Origin of the sequence: Novosphingobium sp., assembly GCF_031424035.1 — a bacterium.
Classification (GTDB): domain Bacteria; phylum Pseudomonadota; class Alphaproteobacteria; order Sphingomonadales; family Sphingomonadaceae; genus Novosphingobium.
This window is the reverse complement of the sequence record NZ_JANPGP010000141.1, coordinates 1-23052: the sequence shown is the minus strand read 5'-3', so window position 1 is coordinate 23052 and position 23052 is coordinate 1. Positions and strand designations below refer to the sequence as shown.

24 protein-coding genes are annotated in these 23052 nt (G+C 64.4%); 8 read left to right on the top strand and 16 right to left on the bottom strand.

Features of this window, described 5'->3' with window-relative positions:
* Position 1 precedes the first annotated feature (1 nt).
* Positions 2-565 carry a dTDP-4-dehydrorhamnose 3,5-epimerase gene (gene rfbC, locus RMO89_RS19470; RefSeq protein WP_310535256.1) on the bottom strand — a complete coding sequence of 188 codons (564 nt, stop codon included), beginning with the start codon at positions 563-565 and terminating at the stop codon, positions 2-4.
* 260 nt (positions 566-825) lie between these two features.
* Between rfbC and RMO89_RS19465 the strand changes: the two genes are divergently transcribed.
* The 4 genes from RMO89_RS19465 (at position 826) to RMO89_RS19450 (ending at position 5321) form a co-directional block, all read left to right on the top strand.
* Positions 826-2076 (top strand): sugar transferase, encoded by a 1251-nt coding sequence (locus RMO89_RS19465; protein ID WP_310535255.1) that lies wholly within the window; start codon positions 826-828, stop codon positions 2074-2076.
* A 34-nt stretch (positions 2077-2110) separates the two neighbouring features.
* The gene (locus RMO89_RS19460) at positions 2111-3382 is read left to right on the top strand and encodes a nucleotide sugar dehydrogenase (protein WP_310535254.1); all 1272 of its coding nucleotides are present in this window, start codon (positions 2111-2113) and stop codon (positions 3380-3382) included.
* A gap of 184 nt (positions 3383-3566) precedes the next feature.
* On the top strand, positions 3567-4565 hold the full coding sequence (locus RMO89_RS19455) for a GDP-mannose 4,6-dehydratase (RefSeq protein ID WP_310535253.1): 999 nt from the start codon (positions 3567-3569) through the stop codon (positions 4563-4565).
* A gap of 6 nt (positions 4566-4571) precedes the next feature.
* A complete protein-coding gene (locus RMO89_RS19450) occupies positions 4572-5321 on the top strand; it encodes a class I SAM-dependent methyltransferase (RefSeq protein WP_310535251.1) in 750 nt (249 codons plus the stop codon).
* A gap of 91 nt (positions 5322-5412) precedes the next feature.
* Here the strand turns inward: RMO89_RS19450 and RMO89_RS19445 are convergent, their stop codons facing one another.
* The 12 genes from RMO89_RS19445 to RMO89_RS19390 form a co-directional block, all read right to left on the bottom strand.
* The gene (locus RMO89_RS19445; RefSeq protein ID WP_310535250.1) at positions 5413-6420 is read right to left on the bottom strand and encodes a glycine zipper 2TM domain-containing protein; all 1008 of its coding nucleotides are present in this window, start codon (positions 6418-6420) and stop codon (positions 5413-5415) included.
* 157 nt (positions 6421-6577) lie between these two features.
* Positions 6578-7879, bottom strand: coding sequence for a UDP-N-acetyl-D-mannosamine dehydrogenase (gene wecC, locus RMO89_RS19440; protein ID WP_310535249.1), 1302 nt, complete (start codon positions 7877-7879; stop codon positions 6578-6580).
* Positions 7857-9002, bottom strand: a complete 1146-nt coding sequence (gene wecB, locus RMO89_RS19435; protein ID WP_310535247.1) for a non-hydrolyzing UDP-N-acetylglucosamine 2-epimerase — start codon at positions 9000-9002, stop codon at positions 7857-7859. The genes wecC and wecB overlap by 23 nt, the downstream gene beginning before the upstream one ends.
* Before the next feature lie 62 nt (positions 9003-9064).
* The gene (locus RMO89_RS19430) at positions 9065-9637 is read right to left on the bottom strand and encodes a hypothetical protein (protein WP_310535245.1); all 573 of its coding nucleotides are present in this window, start codon (positions 9635-9637) and stop codon (positions 9065-9067) included.
* A 112-nt stretch (positions 9638-9749) separates the two neighbouring features.
* Complete coding sequence (locus RMO89_RS19425) at positions 9750-10244, bottom strand: demethoxyubiquinone hydroxylase family protein (RefSeq protein WP_310535297.1); 495 nt, start codon at positions 10242-10244, stop codon at positions 9750-9752.
* A 20-nt stretch (positions 10245-10264) separates the two neighbouring features.
* Positions 10265-10723, bottom strand: coding sequence for a disulfide bond formation protein B (locus RMO89_RS19420; RefSeq protein WP_310535243.1), 459 nt, complete (start codon positions 10721-10723; stop codon positions 10265-10267).
* Between the two features lie 18 nt (positions 10724-10741).
* Positions 10742-12082, bottom strand: coding sequence for a S41 family peptidase (locus RMO89_RS19415; protein WP_310535242.1), 1341 nt, complete (start codon positions 12080-12082; stop codon positions 10742-10744).
* A 105-nt stretch (positions 12083-12187) separates the two neighbouring features.
* Positions 12188-13405, bottom strand: a complete 1218-nt coding sequence (locus RMO89_RS19410) for a peptidoglycan DD-metalloendopeptidase family protein (RefSeq protein ID WP_310535241.1) — start codon at positions 13403-13405, stop codon at positions 12188-12190.
* Positions 13406-13416: 11 nt separating this feature from the next.
* The gene (locus RMO89_RS19405) at positions 13417-13842 is read right to left on the bottom strand and encodes a 23S rRNA (pseudouridine(1915)-N(3))-methyltransferase RlmH (RefSeq protein ID WP_310535240.1); all 426 of its coding nucleotides are present in this window, start codon (positions 13840-13842) and stop codon (positions 13417-13419) included.
* A complete protein-coding gene (gene rsfS / locus RMO89_RS19400) occupies positions 13839-14234 on the bottom strand; it encodes a ribosome silencing factor (RefSeq protein ID WP_310535239.1) in 396 nt (131 codons plus the stop codon). The genes RMO89_RS19405 and rsfS overlap by 4 nt, the downstream gene beginning before the upstream one ends.
* Positions 14235-14277: 43 nt before the next feature.
* Positions 14278-14952 carry a nicotinate-nucleotide adenylyltransferase gene (locus RMO89_RS19395; RefSeq protein ID WP_310535238.1) on the bottom strand — a complete coding sequence of 225 codons (675 nt, stop codon included), beginning with the start codon at positions 14950-14952 and terminating at the stop codon, positions 14278-14280.
* On the bottom strand, positions 14916-16196 hold the full coding sequence (locus tag RMO89_RS19390) for a glutamate-5-semialdehyde dehydrogenase (RefSeq protein ID WP_310535237.1): 1281 nt from the start codon (positions 16194-16196) through the stop codon (positions 14916-14918). Before RMO89_RS19390 ends, RMO89_RS19395 begins: the two co-directional genes overlap by 37 nt.
* Positions 16197-16492: 296 nt before the next feature.
* Here RMO89_RS19390 and RMO89_RS19385 point away from each other — a divergent pair, with 296 nt between their 5' ends.
* Positions 16493-17575, top strand: a complete 1083-nt coding sequence (locus RMO89_RS19385; RefSeq protein WP_310535236.1) for a peptidoglycan DD-metalloendopeptidase family protein — start codon at positions 16493-16495, stop codon at positions 17573-17575.
* A 4-nt stretch (positions 17576-17579) separates the two neighbouring features.
* Positions 17580-17939 (top strand): polymer-forming cytoskeletal protein, encoded by a 360-nt coding sequence (locus RMO89_RS19380; RefSeq protein WP_310535235.1) that lies wholly within the window; start codon positions 17580-17582, stop codon positions 17937-17939.
* Between the two features lie 130 nt (positions 17940-18069).
* Here RMO89_RS19380 and RMO89_RS19375 read toward each other — a convergent pair whose 3' ends face one another.
* The 3 genes from RMO89_RS19375 to RMO89_RS19365 all read right to left on the bottom strand — a co-directional run bounded on the left by RMO89_RS19375 (position 18070) and on the right by RMO89_RS19365 (position 21768).
* On the bottom strand, positions 18070-19764 hold the full coding sequence (locus tag RMO89_RS19375) for a long-chain fatty acid--CoA ligase (protein ID WP_310535234.1): 1695 nt from the start codon (positions 19762-19764) through the stop codon (positions 18070-18072).
* A 138-nt stretch (positions 19765-19902) separates the two neighbouring features.
* Positions 19903-20601 carry a DUF1013 domain-containing protein gene (locus tag RMO89_RS19370; protein ID WP_310535233.1) on the bottom strand — a complete coding sequence of 233 codons (699 nt, stop codon included), beginning with the start codon at positions 20599-20601 and terminating at the stop codon, positions 19903-19905.
* A 165-nt stretch (positions 20602-20766) separates the two neighbouring features.
* Positions 20767-21768: an NAD(P)H-quinone oxidoreductase gene (locus RMO89_RS19365; RefSeq protein ID WP_310535232.1), complete on the bottom strand. Its 1002-nt coding sequence runs from the start codon at positions 21766-21768 to the stop codon at positions 20767-20769.
* Between the two features lie 118 nt (positions 21769-21886).
* Between RMO89_RS19365 and RMO89_RS19360 the strand changes: the two genes are divergently transcribed.
* Positions 21887-22087, top strand: coding sequence for a DUF1192 domain-containing protein (locus tag RMO89_RS19360; protein ID WP_310535230.1), 201 nt, complete (start codon positions 21887-21889; stop codon positions 22085-22087).
* Positions 22088-22231: 144 nt separating this feature from the next.
* Positions 22232-23052, top strand: an 821-nt coding sequence (locus tag RMO89_RS19355) for a Clp protease N-terminal domain-containing protein (RefSeq protein ID WP_310535229.1), incomplete at its 3' end; no start/stop codon positions are given.

The following is a 23052-nucleotide window of genomic DNA, read 5'->3' as shown; positions in this document are numbered from 1 at the left end:
ATCAATCGAGCTCCGCCATGGGAATGCCGTCATAGGCGAAGGGGCTGGCAAAGTCGGCCAGCCGGGGCAGTTTCTTGTCCTTGTCCGACAGCATCGGCTCCATGCCTTCCAGTGGCCAGGCGAGGGCAATGTCAGGATCGTCCCAGGCCACGCCGCCATCGCAATCGGGCGCGTAATAGTCCGAGGTCTTGTAAGCGACCTCGACATTGTCAGTCAGAGTGACGAAGCCGTGCGCGAACCCGATCGGCACATAGAGCTGTTCGCCGCCTGCCGCAGTCAGTTCACATCCGACCCATTTGCCATAAGTCGGCGATCCGGCGCGCAGGTCCACCGCCACGTCCCAGATGGCCCCGGCAAGGCAGCGCACCAGTTTGGCCTGGCCGTGCGGGGGGGTCTGGAAATGCAGGCCGCGCAGGGTGCCTCGCGCTGCTGAAAAGCTGTGATTGTCCTGCACGAAATCATCCGTGATGCCGAGTTCGGCAAGGCGGCGCCGGCTGTAACTTTCGGTAAACCAGCCGCGTGCGTCGCCGTGGCGGACAGGAACTATACGCTGGGGAATGGGCATGCGGGCGCTGGCTCGGCCTAATTACTGAAGGGTTGGCGGGTGCGTTACGGGCAAACCGGAACGAGGTCCAGCCTGAGAACAGCCCGGAGGCGGAAAGGTGCCGAAGTGGCGTGAACCAATTGCGACATGACGCGTTTTGCGACTATAGGGGCCGCGAACGGGCCCGTGACCCATGGGCGGGCAATGGCCGGGACGGAAGCAGGCTTTGAATGACGATCGCTAACAGGCGGTTCCAGAGACGCAGCACCTGGCTGCACCCGATGGTTCAACTGATCACCGCGTGCCTCATCTGCGTTTTGCTGCCCTGGCTGGTTCAGGTCTGGTCGCTGCCGGCTTCGTGGCAAAGGCCTGAAACCGACAATACCGCGATTGCCGCGCTGTGTGCGCTGGTCTTGGGCTTTTGGCTGCACAGTTCAGTCGCCAGCCTGCCGGGCACGCGCGAAAGTTCCGGCATCCTGCCAGGCTTCCTCGCCTCGTTCGGCCTGACGCTGACGGTGATCCTGCTGCTCCGTATCGAATATTCGCGCTCGCTGCTGGTTGTTGCTTTCGTGCTGTCGGTGGCGTGGTTCTTCCTTGTCTACGCCATGACCCAGCGCAAGACGCAGCTGGTGCTCGGCGTGGTCGAAGGCGGACGCGTCGGACTGTTCGATGCGATGAACGGGGTCGAGGCCGTCCGGCTTGATGGCACCGCCCTGCCTGAACAGATCGACGCCGTGACCGCCGATTTCCGCCATGACCACAGCGACGCATGGGAAGCGCGGCTGGCGGATTACACACTGGCCGGGATTCCGGTCTACCATTCGAAGGACCTCTATGAATCGCTGACTGGCCGCGCCGATCTGGAGCACTTGTCGGAAAACACCTTCGGCGCGCTTGGCCCGCTTGCCAGCCTGCTCGAATTCAAGCAGTGGGTCGACCGGCTGATCGCCCTGCCCGTGATCATTCTGCTGCTGCCGCTGTTCGCGATTGTCGCAATGGCGATCAAGCTCGACAGTCCGGGGCCGGTGTTCTTCATGCAGCGCCGGATGGGCTACCGCGGGCACGAATTCAGCGTGATCAAGTTCCGTACCATGCGCGAAGATCGCCAGCACCCGCGCGGAGGTGAGGAACGGTCTGGGGATCGGGCCGGGATCGACCAGTTCATCACCAAGGAAAACGACCGGCGCATCACCAAGCTCGGCCGCTTCCTGCGCCGCACCCGGATCGATGAACTGCCACAGGCCTTCAACATCCTCGCCGGCCAGATGAGCTGGATCGGCCCGCGCCCCGAAGCATCGCAATTGTCCGAATGGTACGAGGCGGAGATTCCCTTCTACCGCTATCGCCACGTCGTGCGGCCGGGCATCACCGGCTGGGCGCAGGTCAATCAGGGCCATGTCGCCGAAATTCACGATATCCGCACAAAGCTGCAATACGACTTCTACTACATCCGCAATTTCTCGCTGTGGCTGGACATCCTGATCGTGGTGAAGACGATCCGCACGGTGTTCACCGGCTTCGGCCACAAGTGACCGCGCCAGATTGCGCACAAGCACAAGGACTCCCATGACAACCCATACCCCGCGCGTGACCGTGATTGGTCTTGGCTATGTCGGCCTGCCGCTCGCCGTGGCGCTGGCCAAGCAGTTCGAAACCACCGGGCTCGACATCGACACGCGCCGCATTGACGAGCTGAAGAGCGGCCATGACCGCACCGGCGAGATCGACCGCGAGCGGATGACGGCGAGCAGCCTGGCACTGACCGCCGATCCCGGCACCTGCCCGCCGTCGGACTTCTACATCGTCACCGTCCCCACCCCGATCGACGGCGCCAACCGCCCAGACCTCGGCCTCGTCGAAAAGGCCAGCCGCACAGTCGCAACGATGATCGCGCCTGCCGTGGCAGAGGGTCGCGCGCCGGTGATCGTCTATGAATCCACGGTCTATCCCGGCGTCACCGAAGACCTTTGCGCGCCGATCCTCGAAGAGGTTTCCGGCCTCACCTGCGGCAAGGACTTCTTCCTTGGCTACAGCCCCGAACGCATTAATCCGGGTGACCGCGAACACACGATCGACAAGATCACCAAGGTCGTCTCGGGCCAGACCCCCGAAGTGCTCGACCGCGTGGCGAACCTCTATAACGCCATCACCAGCGGCGGCGTGTTCCGCGCCAAGTCGATCAAGGCCGCCGAAGCTGCCAAGGTGATCGAGAACGCCCAGCGCGACATCAACATCGCCTTCATGAACGAGATTGCGCAGATCTTCGGCGCAATGGACCTCTCGGTCTGGGACGTGCTGGAAGCGGCACGCACCAAGTGGAACTTCCTGCCCTTCTCGCCCGGTCTCGTCGGCGGTCACTGCATCGGCGTCGATCCCTATTACCTGTCGCACCGCGCCGAGGAACTGGGGCTCGACCCGCAGGTGATCCTTGCCGGGCGCGGGGTGAACGATGGCATGGCGGCATGGGTCGCGCAGCGCCTGCATGGCCTGCGCGGAGGCAAGCCCGGATCGGTGTTGGTCCTCGGCCTGACCTTCAAGGAGGACGTGCCCGACCTGCGCAATTCGAAGGTCGCGGACCTGATCGGCGCGCTCAAGGGCCTTGGCCATGACGTGACCGTCCACGATCCCCACGCCGATCCCGACGAAGCCGCGCACGAATACGAACTGACGCTGCAGGGCGGAGAGCCTTCGGGCGCGTACGACCTCGTCCTGCTCGCCGTACCGCACCGCGAATACCTCGCGCTGGGCGCCAGCACGCTGCGCTCGCTGGTGGCGAACGGCGGCAGCCTCGCCGACCTCAAGGGCGCGCTCGGCGGCGGGGCTGACTGGACGCTTTAAGAACCTGTTCGCGCAAAGGCCGCAAAGGTCGCAAAGATGGCGGGCTCGCCGCCGCAGGCTTTCTAGGCTCGAACGCCTGAATGAGCCCGGATCAGGATCGGAAGCGGCTACGCCGCAATCACGATGATCTTTGCGACCTCTGCGGCCTTTGCGCGAAACAACTAAAATGCACTAAGGACACCCCATGAAAGTTCTCGTCACCGGCGCGGCCGGGTTCATCGGTTTCTCGCTCACCCGCAAGCTGCTCGCGCGCGGCGACGAGGTGATCGGGGTCGACTGCGTCAATGACTATTACGACGTCAGCCTGAAGGAAGCCCGCCTTGCCGTCCTGCGCGAGGAAGGCGGCAGCCGCTTCACCTTCGTCAAGCAGGACTTCGCGCTTTACGAACCGCTGGTCGAGGCGCTGAAGCCCTACACCTTTGACCGCGTGGTCCACCTTGGCGCGCAGGCCGGGGTGCGCTATTCGATCACCCACCCGCACGCCTACCTGCACGCGAACCTTGCCGGCCATCTCAACATGCTCGAAGTCGCGCGCCACCGCGAGCTCGACAACATGGTCTATGCCAGTTCCAGCTCGGTTTACGGCGGCAACACCAAGCTGCCCTTTGCCGTGGAAGACCGCGTCGACCAGCCGGTCAGCCTCTACGCCGCGACCAAGAAAGCCGACGAGCTGATGAGCGAGACCTACGCTCACCTCTACCGCCTGCCGCTCACCGGCCTGCGCTTTTTCACCGTCTATGGTCCGTGGGGCCGGCCCGACATGATGATGTGGATCTTCACCAAGGCGATCCTCGCCGGCCAGCCGATCCCGGTGTTCAACCACGGCGAGATGTACCGCGATTTCACCTTCATCGCGGACATCATTGCCGGCGTCATGGCCTGCCTTGACAATCCCGCCCCCGATGACGGCGCGGTCAAGGCCGGCGGCAGCACCAAGCCGCACCGGCTTTACAACATCGGCAACCACAAGAGCGAACACCTGATGAAAGTGATCGAGATCCTTGAGGAACAGCTGGGCAAGAAGGCTATCATCGACTTCCAGCCAATGCAGCCGGGCGACGTGCCGCAGAGCTTTGCCGACATCGACGCGATTTCGGGCGATCTCGGTTACAAGCCGACGACGAGCATCGATGTAGGCGTTCCCAAGTTCATCGAGTGGTACAAGGGCTATCACGGGGTCTGACGACGGGTGACGGGGCGATCATTCCTTGAGGAAGCCAGGCGCCTCGCCGGATCGCTCCCACTTGCGGTAAACGTCTATCGCTGGCTGCGCGAACTGGCCGACCCGCACCGCCGTGCGCTGAGAATTGCCCGCGAAACGCAAGGCGACCAGCTGTTGCAGTGGTCCTCTGCGACCTTCGCCGATCGGTATCCCCCCTATTTTCAGGCGCTGCAGCACGAACTGGCGCGCATTGAACGCCCGCGCATCCTGTCGTTCGGCTGCTCGACCGGCGAAGAGGTGTTTTCCCTGCGCGGCTACTTTCCGGATGCCGAACTGACCGGGATCGACATCAATGCCCATTCGATCGCAGTCGCCAATGCCGCCCTGGCGCGCCGTGCGGACCAAACCGGCATCACCTTCCGCTGCTCGGGTTCACTCGATGACGAACCGTCCGCCCGTTATGACGCGATCTGCGCCATGGCCGTGTTGCGCCACGGCGAACTGACCCGCCTGCGCCCGCCTTCGTGCGAGGCCTATCTGCCGTTCGAAAAGGTGGAACGCGCGGTAGCCGGCCTCATCCGCTGTCTGAAGCCGGGCGGCTTGCTGATGGTCAGCAATAGCAATTACCGTGTGATCGACATGGCCTGCGCCAGCGACCTGACCATCGCATTCAGCGATCCGCTGGGCCTGACCCAGCCCGAACCGCTGTACGGGCCGGATAATCTCAAGCTGGAAAGCCCGGTCAATTGCGAAGTGATTTTCCGGAAGATGTCCTAGCCCAATTCGCCCCTGGCAGACGCAGCTTCGCCGCCGCCAGGGCATTCCCGGCAGCGGCGAAACAGTTAGTCAGCCTTGGCAGCGATCAATATCAATTGATGCCGTAACGCTGGCGCAGGGTATTGATCCGCTGCTGCATCATCGTCTGGTCGCGCTGCGAGAGCATGCCCTGACGATTATGGCGCAGGCCACGCTCGGTGGTGCGAAGGCGGGTCACTTCGCGCAAGGCCATGGCGCGGGTGTTGCGGCTGTTGCCCTGCCAGTTCCCGCGATCGGCGCGCAGGTAGCGGTCGAGTGCTACGAGCTGGCCGGCGATCGTCTGCGACTGCCAGTTGCCCTGCTGCTGATAATCGCCGCCCTGGACGTTTTCGCGGGTCGAGATCCAGCGGCCACGGTTGTCGTAATAGCCCGTGGTGGCACCGGCGTTCCAGCGGCCATTGCTGTCATAATAGCCCGGCTGGGTCTGCGAGGCCCAAGATCCGTTCTGGGCATAACCCGAATCCTGCGATCCGGCGATCCAGCGGCCACGTTCGTCATAACGGCCCGCTGCCGGACCGGCATTCCACCGGCCGCTCTGGTCGTAGTAGCCCGTCGAAACGCCAGCGACCCAGCGATCATTGCGGTCGTAATAGCCCTGCGAAGAAGCCGGGACCCAGTCACCATCGCGGGTATAGGCGCCGCTGGCTTCACTGTCGCCCGAACGCGCGATCCAGCGGTTGCCGTCGGCATAGGCGCCATTCGGCGGGCCCTGCATCCAGCGGCCGTCGCGGTCATAATAGCCGCGCGCATCGCTCGCCGAAACGCCTGTGGCGTGCCAGCGATTGTTCTCGTCGTAATAGCCATAGGCCTGACGGCAATCGCGCGAAGGCTTGGTTACCTGATTGCCGACGACTGCACCGCCGGCGCCGCCGATGACGGTGCCGATCGTCTTGTCGCCGCGGCCGGCAATGACATTGCCGAGCACGCCGCCGATGACGGCACCGGCAACAGTGCCAACAACCTGATCGGACTTCTGGCTCTCGCACGAGCTCTGGGCAAAAGCGGCGCTCGGGATAAGGGCTATGGCAGCAGCAGAGGCTGCAAGGTGGAACAGACGCATGAGATGATCTCCGGAAACGGGAAAGATGCTTCTCACGCAATATGGGGAGTGATTGTAAGATTACGAATCAATGACGCAATATTACTACAACATATATTTATTTGATTGCGCCATGGCTATTCAGGGAACAATAATCATTCAAATGCGTTGGCCGGTTTCAGCTCGCGAGCCTCAGCCCCTGCACCACGCCTTCACCCTGTTTGGGCTGATCGGGCCAGATGCCGCGCGTGTCGTAGACGACCTTGCCGGCGCGTTCGGCGAGCGGGACGACACGGAACACGTCGTGGTCGACCAGCACGATCAGCAGGTCGCAATCTTCCAGCGCGGTGTCAATGTCGATGAGATGCGCGCCGGTGCCTTCGAATTCGCGCGGCAGTTCAGCCGCATAGGGCTCGACCACCGACACGCGCTCCCCATAACGCCGGGCAAGCGTTGCCGCCACCAGCCGCGCCGGACTTTCGCGGAAATCGTCGATGTTGGCCTTGAAGGCAAGGCCGAGGCAGGCGACTTTGGCGCCCGGATTGGCCGAGACCAGTTCATCGGCGCGAGCGATCACGTGATGGATCTTGCAATCGTTGACCCCGCGCGCGGTGCGGATCAGCGGGCTTTCCTCGGGCGCGGAATGGACGATGAACCACGGATCGACCGCGATGCAGTGGCCGCCGACCCCGGGTCCGGGCTGCAGGATATTGACGCGCGGATGCCGGTTGGCGAGGCGGATCACTTCCCAGACATCGAGGCCCAGCCGGTCGGAAATGATCGACAATTCGTTGGCGAAGGCGATGTTGACGTCGCGATAGGCGTTCTCGACCAGCTTGGTCATCTCGGCCGAGCGGCTGTCAGTCGTCACGCAGGTGCCGCGCACAAAGAGCTTGTAGAAAGCCAGCGCCTTGCGGGCGCAGCGCGGGGTGATGCCGCCGATCGAGCGGTCGTTGCCCGCAAGTTCCTCGAGGATCTTGCCGGGCAGCACGCGTTCCGGGCAGTAGGAGACCGAAACGTCAGGCGTTTCATTCGTCAGTCCGGGAAACTTGAGGTCGGGACGTTCGCTGGCGAGCATGTCGCGCAGCTGTTCGGTGGTGCCGACCGGCGAAGTCGATTCGAGGATCACCACGTCGCCCTGCTTGAGCACCGGCGCGATCGAACGGCCGGCGTTGAGCACATAGGTCAGGTCCGGCGCGTGGTCCTTGTCGAACGGCGTGGGCACGGCGATGATGAACACGTCCGCCGGCTGCACTTGCGTAGAGGCGGTCAGCAGCCCGCGCGCGACAACGCCCTGGACGAGGCCGTCGAGATCGACTTCCTCGATGTGGATTTCACCGCGATTGATCGTGTCGACGACCTTCTGCGAGACGTCGACCCCGTTGACCCGGCATCCGGCGCGGGCAACGATGGCAGCGGTAGGCAGGCCGATATAGCCGAGGCCGATGACGGCAACGTCAGGTTTGGCTTGAAAATTCACGCGCGATCAACTCCACGATTTGGCGCGCCGAGGTGCCATCCCCAAAGGGATTGTGCGCCCGCGCCATGCTTTCGTAAGCCGCCTTATCGTCGAGGAGGGTGAAGATTTCGGTAACGATACGAGTGGGATCGGTGCCGACAAGCTTGGCTGTGCCGGCCGCCACGCCTTCGGGCCGCTCGGTCGTTTCACGCATGACCAGCACCGGCTTGCCGAGCGCGGGAGCCTCTTCCTGCACGCCGCCCGAATCGGTGAGCATGATCTCTGCCAGCGAAAGCAGACGCGCGAAGTGCGGGTAGTCGAGCGGTTCGAGCAGGGCGACATTGTCCAGCCCCGCCAGCGCCGAGTTCATCACCGCACGGACATTGGGGTTGAGGTGGACGGGGAAGATAATCGCCACATCTTCACGCGCGGCGATTTCGCGGATGGCGCGGGCGATATTTTCCATCCCGTCGCCGAAATTCTCGCGCCGGTGGCTGGTGACACCGATGATTCGCTTGCCAGCGAAGCGTGCCTCGACCTCGGACAGCCCCACGACCAGCGAGGGATCCGCGGCGTTGCGCCGGGTCACCCAGTGAAGCGCATCGATCACCGTGTTGCCGGTGACATGGACGCGGTCTGGCGCAACATTTTCGCGCAGCAGTGCTTCACGTGAAACATCGGTCGGCGCGAAGTGCAGCGAGGCCATCGAACCGATGATCTTGCGGTTCACCTCCTCGGGCCAGGGGTGATAGATATTGCCAGAGCGCAGCCCGGCCTCGACATGATCGACCGGAATCTTGCGGTAATAGGCCGCCAGTGCCCCGGCCATCGCGGTGGCCGTATCGCCCTGCACGATTACCCGGTCGGGCTGTTCTGCGTCCATCACCCGGCCCAGCCCGGTGAGCAACGTGGCCGTCAGCGCGTCGAGGCTCTGGTCTGGCTTCATCACGTCAAGATCGTGGTCCGGCACGATACCGGCGATTTCGAGGACCTGATCGAGCATGCCGCGGTGCTGCGCCGAAACGCAGACCTTGCAATCAAACCGCGGGTCCGCCTTCAGCGCGGCAACGACGGGGAACAGCTTGATCGCTTCGGGCCGGGTGCCGAAGACGACGAGGATCTTTGCAGGGTGTGGCGCGCTCATGCCTCTGTCCCTAACCCAAGGAGGGTTAAGGTTAAATCACCGCGCGCCTGGGCGACTCCTGATCAGTTCTTTGGCGGAGTGGGCGCAGGAGTGACACTGGGCGGGGTCAGCGGCTGCATCGCGGCCTCTTCGGCCTCCTGCTCGGCACGCTTCTTGGCGTCGATTTCCTTCTCGACCGCTTCGACCCGCGCCTGGGTGGCGCTGGCATCGGTATCGATCGTGGCGAGACGCTTGCCGCGCTCTTCCTCGATGATCCGGGCAAAGCTCATGTCCTCGCCCTGCTTTTCGGCATAGGCCTGTTCGATCAGCTTCTGCGAGCAACCGGTCCAGCCGCCTGCACCGCTGGGCGTGCACGACATTGTGCCGGTCTTGCCGACGCGCTCATAGGCCATGACGCGGCTGTTCCACGATTCGCTGGAGGCGCTGGGCGTTTCGCGCAGGCCCTTGGGGATGCGGAAGCGCTCTGCCTCGGGCTTGCGGGCGCAGACGGTGATCTCGTCATCGCTGGTCGGGCGCGGGCATTCGTCCTGGCCATAGACGATCACGGCGTTGACCTTGTCGTTGGCCGCGTCCTGAGCAAGCACTGGAGTGGCCCCGGCCAGAACGGCGAGCGAAAGGGCTATGGTCAGGCGCATGGGTCAACTCCTTGGGACGTCGGCAAGCAATATAGGGCCTATCTGGCTTTAACGGTAGATGAAGCAGGCGGTTCCGCGCCGCCTTGTTCCGAATCAAATGCCAGACAGGAAATCAGATGCGTTCCGAAAGCCGGATGGCCACGCGGCAGCCCAACCGGATCGCGCCCGAAAGCAACGGATAGGCCGGTGCGCGTTCAGCGCCAGAGGCAAGCGCTGTGTGGAGGTGCTCGCGCTCATCATCACGAAATTCCTCGACGATTGCGGCGAGTTCGGGATCGGAACCGTCGGCCAGTTCGTCCAGCTGCTGCGTGTAATGCCGGTCGATCTCGGTCTCGATCGCCGCCGTGCAGGCCATTGCCGCTTCGGGTCCGAGCAGCGCGGTGGCCGCGCCAAGCGCATAGCCGGCGACCGACCAGATCGGCTGCAACGCCGTTGGACGAATGCCGCGCGCGGCGATCAGTGCGTCGAGCCTTGCCCGGTGTCCGGCTTCCTGCGCGGCCATCGCTGCGATTTCTGAGGCCTGCGGTCCGCGATTGCCCATCACCGCCATCTGCCCGGCATAGATGCGGGTCGCGCCATATTCGCCAGCCTGGTCGACGCGCAGCATCCGGTCCGAGCGCGTGCGGCTCACTTACGGCGGCCCAGCAGGACCAGCGCAGCAAGCGCGCCGGTGGTGGAAATCAGGAAATTGAAGCCCGCGAGCGAAATGCCCATCAGCGACCATTGGATCTCGTCGCAGCGCGTAATCGGCGCGGCGAGCACGGCGGCGAGCGGATCGCCGCCCGCTTGCACCATCGAGGTGCAACGGGTGAACCCTTCCCACCAGCCATTTTCGACGCCGGCATGGAAGGCACCGATCAGGCCCGAGGCCAGCACCGCCAGCGCAGCCAGAGCCACCGGCCAGCGCGCGGGCTTGAACGCGAAAGCCAGAATCGCGAGGCCGATCGCCGCGAAATGCGGATAGCGCTGCCACCAGCACATCTCGCAAGGAAACAGGCCGAAGCCGTACTGCGAGATATAGGCGCCGCCAAGCAATCCGGCGGGCACCAGCAGGGATATCCAGCGCGCTTTATCGAGGTTCGTCATGCGCGCCAAATGCCCCGCTTACTTGCCCTTGGCAAGCTGGCTGCCGCCGGTCCGCTTGAGCGTGGTGATGGCATAATGCAGCTGGAAATCGGTGATGCCCTTGGCCTTCAGCCCTTCCGGCGTGTCCTTGAAGCGCGGGTCCTCGGCCTTGTCGGTTTCCAGCTTCTTGTCGTCCATCGAGATCTCGTTGATCAGGTGGCCGCGCAGGTCGCTTTCGCGGATCTGCAGTTTGGCGCGCTTGGCCGCATCGGGATCGGACAGCTGCGGTACGCGGATATCGGGTTCGATGCCGCCTTCCTGCACCGACTTGCCCGATGGCGTGAAATAGCGCGCCGTGGTCAGTTTCACCGCGTGCGTCCGGTCAAGCCGGATCATCGACTGAACCGAACCCTTGCCGAACGAACGGTCACCCATGATCAGCGCGCGCTTCTGGTCCTGCAGCGCGCCGGCAACGATTTCCGAAGCAGAGGCCGAGCCGGCGTCGATCAGCACCACCACCGGCAGGCCGGCGGCAACATCGCCGCGGAACATCGATTCGGCGCGGTAATACTGGTTTTCCGAGGCAATGCGCCCGCGCTGCGAAACGATGTCGCCCTTGGTCAGGAACAGGTCGGACAGCGCGACGGCTTCATCGAGCGAGCCGCCGGGGTTCTGGCGCAGGTCGAGCACAATGCCTTGCATCCGGCCGCCGCTTTCCTTGCGCATCGCCTCGATCGCGTCGTTGACGTAGCGGCCCACATCGCGGCTGAATTCGTTGACCGTGACGACACCGATACCGTCAGTCAGCTTGTGCGTGACAGGTTCAAGCGTGATGACGCCGCGCGTCACGGTGATGTCAAAGGGTTCATCGCGGCCCGGCCGCACGATGGTCAGGCGGATCTTGGACCCGGCCTCACCGCGCATCTGGGCGACGGCATCATCCAGCGGCAGGCCGTAGATCAGCTTGCCATCGAGGTGCGTGATGTAGTCGCCCGCCTTGACGCCGACCGCCGCTGCCGGGCTGCCGCGCATCGGCGAAATGACCTTCACCGTTTCCTGTTCGGACTGCACCGACAGGCCCAGGCCCGAATAGGACCCGTCGATCATGGTATCGAGCCGGGTCAAGCTGGAGCCTTCGAGGTATTCCGAATGCGGGTCGAGGCTTTCGAGCATGCCGTCGATCGCGCCCTTGATCAGCTTGTCGTCGTCGGTCTTGTCGACGTAGTTGGCCTTCACCAGCTGGTAGATCGTGTAGAGCTTGCCGAATTCCGGCCCCGAACGCCCGTCAACCGCCGCCAGCCCCGCGGTGGTCGCGGGCAGGATCGAAACGGCTCCCAGCAGCAGCGAAGTGCGCAGGAAAGTGGAAAGCTTGGTCGCCATCGTGGGCCTTTCGGATCAGGTTTGCCGCCAGTCTATAGGGCGGGGCTGCTTAACGCCAGATGGCGGAAACGCGCCGAGTTGCAAGAAACTATCGACAAAACGCGTTCACAGGCGGGCGAAATCCAGCGGATTGACCGGCTTGCCATCGCGCCGCAGTTCCAGACTGACAACCGGGCGGCCCGGCCCGGCAAGGCCGAGCGGCGACCCGGCAACGACATTGCGGCCGACCACGGTATCGACCTGGGCAAGCCCGGTGACAAGGCTGGTCCAGCCATTGCCGTGATCGATGATGATGATCGAGCCATAGCCGCGATAGGGTCCGGCAAAGGCGACGCGGCCCGGCGCGGGGGCCACGGCTTGCGCGCCGGCGCGGGCAGCGAGGGCTATCCCTTGGGAGCGTGTAACGCCCGGGGCAGATGCGCCGAATCCGGCGATCAGGCGGCCCTGCACCGGCATCTGGAAGGCTGGCGCGGCGGCGGAACTGGCGGAAGGTGATGGGTCGATCACCGCGACTTGCGCGGCCTGCGGGTTGGCCGGACGGATCACTGGCCCTGCGAGCTTGGCCAGTTCCTCGCGCAGTTCACCCGCCTCGCCAAGCTGCTCGGTCAGGCCGTCAAGGTCGCGCGCCGTTTCGGCAAGCGCGAGCGCGCGTTCGGCCTCACGGTCGGCGGTGCCGCTGGTCTGGCGCAGGTCGAGCCGCTGGCGCGTCTCCAGCGTGGCGAGTGACTGGCGGCGGCGGCCAAGCTCGGCCTGTTCGGTCTTGAGCGTTGCCACTGCAGCGAGCGCAGAATCGCGGAGCGCCTTGCCCTTGTCGATCTCGCCGCGCAGCGCGGCGGTACGGCGCTGCACTTCGGGCAGCATGGTATCGAGCATAGCGCGCATGTGCACCGTGTCCTGCAACGAACCGGGTCGCAGCAGCGACAGCGTCAGCGGACGGCGCGACAGGCGCTGTAGCGCGCCGGTGAGTCGCACGACGGGGAGCTGGCGCTGGGCGAGCCGCTCGCGCAGTTCCTCGCGGCTCTGGTCGATCAGGCGAATGTCGGCTTCCCGCGCGGCGATGGCGGCCTGAGCCTCTTGAATGCGCGCGGCGGCGGCGGCGGCTTCACGCGCGGTGCGATCGGCCTGCTGCCCGGCCTTGGCGGCTTCGGCCTCAAGCGCTTCGGCTCGTTGACGGGCGGCGGCCCCTTCGCGGCGGGCCTCGGCAAGCGCTGCGCGGGCATCGCCGGCGTTATCATAGGTCGCCAGTTCCTGCTGCTGCGCGCTCGCTACGACGGCAATCGCGCCAAGGGCCAGCAGCCCGGCAAGAATGGGAAAACGCCGCATCGTCGCCGGCCTTATCCCGAACGATGGTAGGGATGGCCAGCCAAAATGCTGCTCGCGCGCCACAATTGCTCGGCAAGCATGGCGCGGGCCATCATGTGCGGCCAGGTCATCGCCCCGAAGGCTATAAGCAGGTCCGCCTCGGAGCGCATGGCATCGCCGTGGCCATCCGCCGCGCCGATCAGGAACCGCACCTCGCGCACGCCCTCATCGCGCCAGCGGCCAAGCAGTTCGGCGAACTCCTCGGACGACAGCTGACGTCCCCGCTCATCAAGCAGGACATCGCGCGACGGCGTGGCGGAAGGCGGTGGCGCGGTGCCGCCGGTATCGGGCAGTTCCGTGACCTTGAGCGGCCATGAAATTCGCTTGGCGTAGCGCTCAACTAACTCAGCCTCGGGCGAGCGGCCAATCTTGCCGCGCGCCACGATGTTTATCTTCACGCAGCGCCCGAAGGGCCGTCGAATCCCCACATGCGTTCGAGGTTGTAGAAGGTGCGCACTTCCGGGCGAAACAGGTGAATCACGATGTCGCCGGCGTCGACCAGCACCCAGTCTGCCGCGGGCAGGCCTTCGATGCGGACGTGGCCAAAGCCGCCGTGCTTGATTCGCTCGGCCAGTTTCTGCGCCATGGCGGCGACCTGACGAGTCGAACGGCCACTCGCGATGACCATGTGGTCAGCGATCGCAGTCTTGCCTTCCAAGGGGATGGAAACGATTTCCTGCGCCTGGTCGTCGTCAAGTGACTGGAGCACCAGGGCGTGAAGCGAACCCGGTTCCGAGGGCGGAAGAGGTATCGCGCCGGGGTTGGCCGGTTCTGTACTTGCCTGGTTCATGAAGAAAAAATCGGCTCCTGTTTCCGTAACTTAGGCAACACGATCAGTTCACCCGGCTGTGGGTGACACCGTCGCGAAGCGATGAAATTGACATGCGGCTGGCCCAGGATGGGTCGGCGCGGCGAATGGCGGTAGCCGAACGCGGATCGGGATCGAAACGCAAGAGCACCAGCGCAGGCGCGCTCCAGTCGCAACCGTGTGAAAGGCTGGCAGCAGACCGCCGGTAACGGCCGAGCCAGGCCATAGCGGGGCTCGCCATAGCAGCCCCCTCATAGCCCGGACGAGCGATAACGGCAATCGGCACCATTCGCGCGATGCGCCGCCAGTCCTTCCACTGGTGAAACTGGGCGAGATTGTCGCTGCCCATCAGCCAGACAAAGCGCCGCTTCGGCCAGCGCCGCAGAATTGCCGCGAGCGTTTCCACGGTATAGCGCGTGCCGAATTCTCGCTCCATCGCGCTCGCCCGGATGCGGGCGCCGCGCGCCTGCCGCTGCGCCGATACCAGCCGCGCCGGCAGCGGAGCCATGCCGGCCTTGGGCTTGAGCGGATTTCCGGGCGAAACCAGCCACCACACCTCGTCCAGCGTGAGCGCATCGATCACGAAGCGGCTGATCCGGCGGTGCCCGCCATGCGCGGGATTGAAACTGCCGCCGAGCAGCCCGGTTAGGGGGCCGCGCCGGTTCAGGGGCGCACCTGGCCGGTGCCGCGCACTTGCCACTTGTAAGTCGTCAGCCCCTCAAGCGCGACGGGCCCGCGCGCGTGGAGCCGCCCTGTGGCAATGCCGATCTCCGCCCCCAGCCCGAATTCGCCGCCATCGGCAAATTGCGTGCTGGCATTGACCATGACGATCGCCGAATCGACCTCGTTCAGGAATCGCTCCGCCGCCGCATCATCGCCGGTGACAATGGCCTCGGTATGGCTGGAGGAGTGCGCGGCGATATGCGCCAGCGCCTCGTCAAGGCCGTCGACCACCGCGACTGAAAGCACGGCATCAAGGTATTCGCAGTCCCAGTCATTGGCGCTGGCCGGCACGATGCGCGGGTCGAGCGCGCGGGCGCGGGCATCGCCGCGCAGCTCGCAGCCGGCATCGAGCAGGCCCGCAACCACGGAAGGCGAGGCGGGAAACTGCGCGTCGAGCAGCAACGTTTCCATCGCGCCGCAGATGCCCGTGCGCCGCATCTTGGCATTGAGCGCGATCGCGCGCGCCATGTCTGGATCAGCAGCGGCGTGGATATAGGTGTGGCAAATGCCATCAAGGTGCGCGAGCACCGGCACCCGGGCATCGGCCTGAACGCGCTCAACAAGGCTCTTGCCGCCGCGCGGGATGATCATGTCGATCAGGCCGGCTGCGGTCAGCATCGCGCCGACCAGCGCGCGGTCCTGACTGGGCATCAACTGCACCGCATCGGCGGAAATACCCTCCTTTTCCAATCCCTGCACCAGCGCGGCATGAAGCGCGCGGTTCGAATGAACCGCCTCGCTGCCGCCGCGCAGCAGCACGGCATTACCCGAGCGCAGGCACAGCGCCGCGGCATCGGCGGTGACGTTGGGGCGGCTTTCGTAGATGATGCCGATGAGACCGATCGGCACACGCACGCGGCTGAGCACCAACCCGTTGGGGCGCTGACTGCGCGAGATTTCCTCGCCCACCGGATCAGGCAGGGCGGCGACTTGATCGAGCGCATCGCAGATGCCCGCTAGCCGGCCTGCATCTAGCCGTAGCCGATCAAGCATGGCCCCGGACAGCCCGCGCGCTTCGCCTGCCGCCACGTCGAGCGCATTGGCGGCAAGGATCGCCGCTTCGCTGGCCCGCATGGCCTCTGCCGCGGCGCGAAGGACAGCCGCCTTTTCGGCGTCGGTCATCCGCGCCAGAACGCGCTGCGCCGCGCGGCCCGCCAGCGCCAGACGCGCGACGAGCGATTCGGGGGTTTCTTGACGAGAGATGTCGGGTGAGCTGGCCATGATGCCGCTCGCCTATCACTTGGCCAGCGGTTTGTCAGCCGATCTGGCGATGGTCGTCCGGTGAGGGGCTAATCTTGTCGAATCTGGTAAATAGATGTTTCACCGAACCGTTCACCGCATGACTCTCTCGACTCGGCCCGAGTCCGCTCGAGTCGATTCGCCACGCCGCAACCACCCTGCTAGCCGCGCGCCAGCCCGAAGACGGGCGCAAGTAGGGCGGGTCAATTTTGCCGAACACAACTGATGGCGCATTAACACGGCGCCTGCGGAACTGGTTCCCGGATCGCGAATTTTTCATGCGGTCGCAGGGGCAGGTCCGTTTCATCAAGATTTCTACGCGGGTCCAGGTCTGGGCTGCGTCGGCGGTTGCGTTGTTCCTCGCCGTCTGGCTGGGCACGATGGCGGTGATGACCGTCAATTCCTACCTCGCCAGCCGCGACCGGCTCTCGCTGCTCGCTCGTGAGGCCAAGGTGACCAGCGCCGAAACCCGCGTTTCCGCCTACAAGGACGACATCACGGGCGTTTCCGCCGAACTGCGCCGCCGCCAGGACGCCATCGAAAAGATGGTCGGATCGCTGCCGCAGGACATCATGGCCGGCGAGACCGTGTCCGATTCGTCGAGCGAAGCCGCCAAGACCATCGACAAGGTTTCAGCGGTGTTCCCCGAAGCGGCCCAACTTGCCCGGCTCGAAGCCCGCCAGCTTGCCTTCGTCGAAGGCCTGACCCGGCTGGCTGATCGCCGCGCCAAGGAAGCCGAACTGGCGATCCGCAAGGTCGGCCTCGATCCCGCCTATCTGCTGTCCTCTGTGGACGACAAGAGCGCGATGGGCGGTCCCTTCATCGCCTTTGCCTCGTCGACCGATTCGGCGCTCGACCAGCGTTTCCAGCGCCTCGCCGTCAGCCTTGCCCGCCTTTCGGCGCTGCAGCGTGGTCTGACTTCGATGCCGCAGGTTTTGCCCGCCAGCCTCGAATTCATCTCCTCGGGTTTCGGCTATCGCTCCGACCCGTTCACCGGCGCCGGCGCCTTCCACGCCGGTCTCGATTTCAAGGGCCCGATCGGCTCGCCGATCCATGCCGCCGCGCAAGGCAAGGTCAGCTTCGTTGGCCAGCGCCAGGGCTATGGCAATTGCGTCGAGGTTGACCACGGCAACGGCATGATCACCCGCTATGCACATATGAGCGCATTTCGCACCACTCTGGGCAAGGACGTGCTAGCAGGCGAAGTGATCGGCGCGATCGGCAATACCGGCCGTTCGACCGGACCCCACCTGCACTTCGAAGTGCGTATCAACGATCAGGCCGTCAATCCGCGCCCGTTCCTCGAAGGATCGACCCGTGTTCAAAAGCAAGCTGTCAGCGCCATCGGCACAAGGAACTAGGCACATGGCCGGATCAACCTTTTCCGTGCTCGGCTCGGACGTGGCCATCAAGGGCAATATCTCGGCCAAGGCTGATCTGCACATCGACGGCCGCGTCGATGGCGACATCGCCTGCACCAGCCTTGTCCAGGGCGAAACCAGCGAGATCGTTGGCGGCGTGACGGCGGAAACCGCGCGGCTTGCGGGCCGTGTGCGCGGTTCGATCACCGCCGGCCAGCTGGTCATCCTCAAGTCCGCGCATATCGAAGGCGACGTGTTCTATGACGCGCTGACCATTGAGCAGGGCGCCACGGTAGAGGGCAAGTTCGCCCACCGCGATCCCGAGCCGAAGCTGGCGATTGCCGGCGGCACTGACGCGGGTTGAAACCCACTTCACCGTCATCCCGGCGCAGGCCGGGATCAAGTCCAGGCAAATAGAGCCGTCGCTTTGCGACGACGTTCCCTGTTACGCTGGGCCCCGGCCTTCGCCGGGGTGACGGGTTAGAAAACGGCTCTCAATCGACAAACCCCGCCAGCGCCTGTTCCTTCAGCGTCTTGCGATCGAGCTTGCCGATCATCGTCTTCGGCATCGATTCACGCACCACGACATCATCGACGCGCTCATGCTTGCCGACCCGCAGGTTGAGCCATTCGCGCAGCACCGCACCGGGCGTGTCCTCGCCTTCCTGCAGCGTCACGAAAGCCCGCGGCTTTTCACCCAGCCGCTCATCCGGCATGCCGATAACCAGCGCTTCTTTCACCGAGGGATGTTCGAGCAGGACGTGTTCGACCTGGCTGGGAAACACCTTGAACCCGCCCACCGCGATCATGTCCTTGATGCGGTCGACAATGCGGATGTAGCCCTGGCCTTCAAGCACGGCGACGTCGCCAGTACGCAGCCAGCAAGTGCCATCGATCAGCGCAAAGGCCGTTTCGTCGGCCTCCGGGCGCTGCCAGTAGCCTTTCATGATCTGCGGACCGGCGATGGCGAGTTCGCCGGGTTCGCCCGGCGCGGCATCACGCGTCGGGTCCTCCCGGTCAAGCAGGCGGACATAGGTGCCGGGCAGCGGCTGGCCGATGGTTCCAGCACGGTCATCGCCTTCATAGGGATTGGCCGTGGCCACGCCCGAGCTTTCGGTCAGGCCGTAGCCTTCGACAAGGCTGACACCGGTCTTCGCCTTCCACCGCTCCTTGACCGGCAGCGGCAACGGCGCGCCACCGACAATGCACACACGCAGCGACGAGAAGTCTGCCTCGTCGATCCCGGGATCGTCGAGCAGTGCCTGAAACATCGTCGGCACCCCGGGGAACGAGGTCGGCTGCACGCGGCGGATGGCCTTCAGCACCTGACCCGTCTCAAAACGCGGCAGCATGGCAATGCAACCGCCGTTGATGACCGTGCGGTTGAGCACGCCCGAATTGGCGAAGACATGGAACAGCGGCAGGGCGCCGAGGATCACGTCACGCTTGCCGGCCTGCGGATCAATCGCGGCGATCTGGCGGGCATTGGCCGACAGGTTCTGGTGGGTGAGCATTGCTCCCTTCGGCGTGCCGGTGGTGCCGCCGGTATATTGCAGCAGGGCAATATCCTTCAACGGATCGATTGCCACCGGCGCGGGATCGCCCTTGCCGAGGAACGCGTCCCACCGGGTAATGTCAGCCTGCTGAGGAATGGGCGTGAGCTCCTTGCGGCCCAGCAGGCGGAAGGCGATGTTTTTCAGCGGCGGCAGCAGGCTTGGGAAATCGGCGACCACCAGATGCTCGAGCGCGGACCCGCGGAGCACCGTCAGCGCGGTGGGCAGCAGCTTGGCGAGGCTGACGGTGACCAGCAGCCGCGTTCCTGAATCGGCAACCTGAGCTTCCAGTTCTTGCGCGGTATAGAGGGGCGAGAAATTGACCAGCGTCGCCCCTGCCATCAGCGCGCCGTAATAGGCGGGAATGTATGTCGGCACATTGGGCAGGTAGAGCCCGACCCGGTCGCCGCGCTTGATGCCCCAGGCCTGCAAGCCAGCCGCGAAGTGCTTCGCCTGAGCCAGCAGTTCGGCATAGCTGTATTTGCGGCCCATAAAGTCAACGAGCGGGGCCTGCGGATGCTTGGTCGCTGCTCCGACAAGTAGGTCGGGCAAGCTCAGCGGAGCATAGTCCGCGTGCCAGTCGCTGGGATGGCCATAGGCTTCGAGCCAGGGCGTTTCGGGCTTGCTGACATTCATGTCAGCTAGATTGCCCCAAGCAGGACTTCAGGGCAAGAGCGGATTGCGCCGCAACGGGCCGATCCAGCGGCGTTGCAACCCGCTTGCACAGGGCTTTCGGCCCTGCCGTAAGGGCAGGGCGCACAATCTTTTTTCGGCTTATTCCTCGCCGGCAGCTTCGGCAGCGCGCTTGGCTTCGAGCCAGGCGGCGGCTTCGGCTTCCTGTGCGGCTTCGCCAGCGGCCTTGATGTGGGCCTGTCGTTCAGCGCGCAGTTCCTCGATCAGCGCCTCGCGGTCGCTGCCCAGACGGCTGTCGGCCTCTGTATCGACAATGCCGGCCTTCTTGGCGGCCTTGGCAACCAGCGCATCAAGCTCGCGCTGCGAACACAGGCCGAGAGTCACGGGATCCTTGGGCTGGATATTCTGAATGTTCCAGTGGCTGCGGTCGCGGATCGCGGTGATCGTATTGCGCGTCGTGCCGATCAGCTTGCCAATCGCGGCGTCCGAGATTTCCGGGTGATTGCGCAAGACCCAGGCGATGCCATCGGGCTTGTCCTGACGCTTGGAAACCGGCGTATAACGCGGCCCCTTGGTGCGGTTGACCTGAGCCGGAGCCTTTTGCATCTTCAGCGAATAGCTGGGGTCGGCCTGGCCCTTTTCAATCTCCGCCATGGTCAGTTCGCCCGAGCGGACCGGATCGCGGCCGGTGTACTTAGAGCTCGCGAGATCGTCGGCCATGGCCTGAACTTCGAGGATGTGCAGACCACAGAATTCAGCGATCTGTTCGAACGACAGCGCGGTTGTGTCGACCAGCCACGAGGCGGTCGCATGCGGCATCAGCGGGGTGGGTTGGGTCACGGCCAAAAACTCCGGCAAGGAGAGAAACGTCTCCGGCGAAAATAGATAGGGCCGCCCCTTGCGGAGCGGCCGTTCGCGAATTCCTGTAGGGGAGGACTGCCGCAAGGGCAAGGCAAAGAGTCAGGTCCCGGCGATGAATGCCGCCCGTGATTCTGAGCCGATCGATCAGCCGACCTTGAGCACGATCTTGCCGATGTGCGTGCCGGCTTCCATGCGCTGGTGCGCCGCGACCACATCTGTCAGCGCAAAGGTCTGGTCCATAACCGGCCGCAGCGCGCCTTCGCCGACCAGCGGCCAGACAGTGTCGCGCAATTCCGCCACCAGCGCGGCCTTGAACGCCTTCGACCGGGAGCGAAGCGTGGAGCCAGTGAGCATCAAGCGGCGGCTCATCACCACGGCCATGTTGATCTCGGCCCGGGTGCCGCCCTGCACCGCGATGGTAACATGGCGGCCATCTTCGCCAAGGCACTTGAGGTTGCGCGCAACGTAATCGCCAGCAACCATGTCGAGCACGATATGCACGCCCGCGCCGCCGGTGATCCGGGCGACTTCCTCAACGAAATCGGCGGCCTTGTAATCGATCGCATGGTCCGCGCCGATGGCCAGCGCCGCCTTGCACTTGTCTGGCCCGCCGCAGGTGACGATGACCGTCAGCCCATAGAGTTTGCCGAGCATTATCGCCATCGAACCGATGCCGCTGGTGCCGCCGTGAACGAGGATCGCCTCGCCCTCGCGGGCATAGGCCCGTTCGAACACATTGTGCCACACGGTCATCAGCGTTTCCGGCAGCGCCGCCGCCTGATCGAGCGGCAAGCCGGGCGGCACCTGCAGGCACTGGTCAGCCTCGGCAAGGCAGTATTCCGCATAGCCCCCACCGGCAACCAGCGAACAGACCTTGCGGCCGAACAGATCGGTGGAAACGTCCGAACCCAGCGCGACGACTTCGCCGGAAATCTCGAGTCCGGGGATCGGGGAAGCGCCCGCCGGAGCGGGATAAAACCCCTGCCGCTGGATCACGTCGGGGCGATTTACGCCGGCATAGGCGACCTTCAGCAGAACCTGTCCTGGGCCAGGCGAAGGCAACGGCAGAACCTCGCTGCGCAGAACTTCAGGACCGCCGGGCGCATCGAAGCCCATCGATGTCATCGTTTCGGGCAAATCGGCCATGTGAAAGTCCCCAAGAGCTGCGCCTCTGTGGCAAGCGGGCCGCACCTTGGGCGCCACCGCACGCATTCCTTAGCTTGCAGTTGACAGATAAGGCAACGCGTTGAATTCTCTTTGCGTGATGGATGAAGACGACCGCCCTGCCCGGCGCGGAGACGCCGCCAGCCTTTTGGCGAGAGAGGCGCTCGATAGCTACTCGCGCGCGGAACTGGACGGCCGGGTCCAGCAGCTTGAGGCAGAGATTGCCCGGGTCAAGGCCCACCGCGACAAGGCCGAGGCACACCGGCTCGCTGCCGATGCTTTTTTCAAGCCGAAGAGTTGAAAATGCTCCGCCGCATCTTCCTCCCCCTTGGCGGCCCGGTTTACCGTTCCTATTCATACAGTGCACAGCACGGTCGCCATAGAACCCGATCCCCGCGTGCCGTTCTCTTCTCCAGCCCATCCGGGCCCACCGAAAGCCTCTGAAATGCCCAGCTTTGCCCAGAGCCTCGAAAAGACGCTGCACAACGCGCTGACCAACGCGGCAGAGCGCGCGCACGAATATGCGACGCTCGAACACTTGCTGCTCGCGCTGATCGACGATCCGGATGCCGCGCAGGTGATGGGGGCCTGCGGAGTGGACCTGTCGGAACTGACCGACGTGGTGAAGCAGTACCTCGATCAGGAATACCAGTCACTCAAGACCAGCGAAAAGGGCGATCCCGCCCCAACCGCCGGGTTCCAGCGCGTGATCCAACGTGCCATCCTGCACGTGCAGTCGAGCGGCAAGGACACGGTCACAGGTGCAAACGTGCTGGTCGCGCTGTTTTCCGAACGCGATTCCTACGCCGTCTATTTCCTGCAGCAGCAGGACATGAGCCGGCTCGATGCAGTCAGCTTCATCAGCCACGGTATCGGCAAGGGCGGCAAGCGGATCGAGGAGCGCAGCCCGAACGGTTCCGACGAACCGCAGCAGCAGGCCCCTCAGCAGGAAGAAAAGGGTCAGTCGAAGGGCGAAAAGAAGGATTCCGCGCTAGACCAGTTCTGCGTCAACCTCAATGAAAAGGCGATATCCGGCAAGATCGATCCACTCATCGGTCGTGGGCCAGAAGTCGACCGCACGATCCAGATCCTGTGCCGCCGGTCAAAGAACAACCCGCTCTATGTCGGCGATCCCGGCGTCGGCAAGACCGCCATCGCCGAGGGTCTGGCGCGCAAGATCATTGAGGGCGACGTGCCCGAAGTGCTGGAAGATGCCGTAATCTACAGCCTTGATATGGGCGCACTGCTCGCTGGCACGCGCTATCG